1 protein-coding gene is annotated in these 1423 nt (G+C 45.7%); it reads left to right on the forward strand.

The window, feature by feature from the left end:
* On the forward strand, nt 1-1423 hold a 1423-nt coding region (locus A3763_RS01050; protein ID WP_255376594.1), incomplete at both ends, for an aconitase family protein.

Here is a 1423-nt window from a genome sequence, read left to right on the forward strand (position 1 = left end):
AGACCGTGAATTGCACGGCCAGTGCATGATCACACCTGAAGCTCAGCAAGAAATCGTTGAACTAGGTAAAAAGCACCCTAACGCTAAAGTGATGCTAATCGCTGAGAAAGGCACTATGGGTGTTGGTTCTTCACGTATGTCTGGTGTTAACAACGTTGCACTTTGGGCAGGTGAAAAGACTTCTCCATACATCCCGTTTATCAACAACCGTCCTGTTGTTGCTGGTACTAACGGTATCGCACCGATCTTCCTAACAACTGTTGGTGTAACTGGCGGCATTGGTCTTGACCTTAAAAACTGGGTTAAGAAAACTGATGCAAATGGAGATGTTGTTAAAGACGAAAATGGCGACCCGGTACTAGAAGAAGCATATTCTGTTGCAACAGGCACTGTTCTAACTATCGATACGAAAGCTAAGAAGCTTTACAACGGTAGCGAAGAATTATCTGACGTATCTGACGCTTTCACGCCTCAGAAAGTTGAATTCATGAAAGCTGGCGGTTCTTACGCGGTAACCTTCGGTAAGAAAATCCAAACTTTCGCAGCTGAAACACTAGGTGTTGATGCTCCTGAAGTTTACGCAGCGTCTAAAGAAATCTCTAACGAAGGCCAAGGCCTGACAGCTGTTGAAAAAATCTTCAACCGTAATGCTGTAGGTGTTAAGTCTGCAACACCTCTACACACAGGTTCTGACGTTCGCGTTAAAGTGAACATCGTAGGTTCTCAGGATACAACTGGCCCTATGACTTGCCAGGAACTAGAAGCAATGGCTGCTTCGACTATTTCTCCAAGTGTTGATGGTGCTTTCCAATCGGGTTGTCACACAGCTTCTGTATGGGACAACAAAGCGAAGGCTAACACGCCTAAGCTAATGGCATTCATGAACGCATTCGGCGTAATCACTGCACGTGATCCGAAAGGCGTTTACCACTCAATGACTGACGTAATTCACAAAGTATTGAACGACATCACAGTTGATGACCGTGCAATCATCATTGGTGGTGACTCTCACACTCGTATGTCTAAGGGCGTAGCGTTTGGTGCTGACTCTGGTACGGTTGCAATCGCACTTGCTACTGGCGAATGTGCAATGCCAATCCCTGAGTCTGTAAAAGTTACCTTTAAAGGCAACATGAAGTCTCACATGGACTTCCGTGACATCGTACACGCCACTCAAGCTCAAATGCTTAACAAGTTTGGCGAAAACGTTTTCCAGGGCCGCGTAATCGAAGTACAAATCGGTACTCTACTGGCTGACCAAGCGTTCACCTTCACTGACTGGACTGCAGAAATGAAAGCGAAAGCTTCTATCTGTATCTCTACTGACGAAACACTAATCAGCTCTCTAGAGTTAGCTAAGTCTCGTATCCAGATCATGATCGACAAGGGCATGGAAAACGAAGCGGGCATGCTTCAAGGTCTT

The sequence above is a fragment of the Oleiphilus sp. HI0128 genome (genome assembly GCF_001635365.1).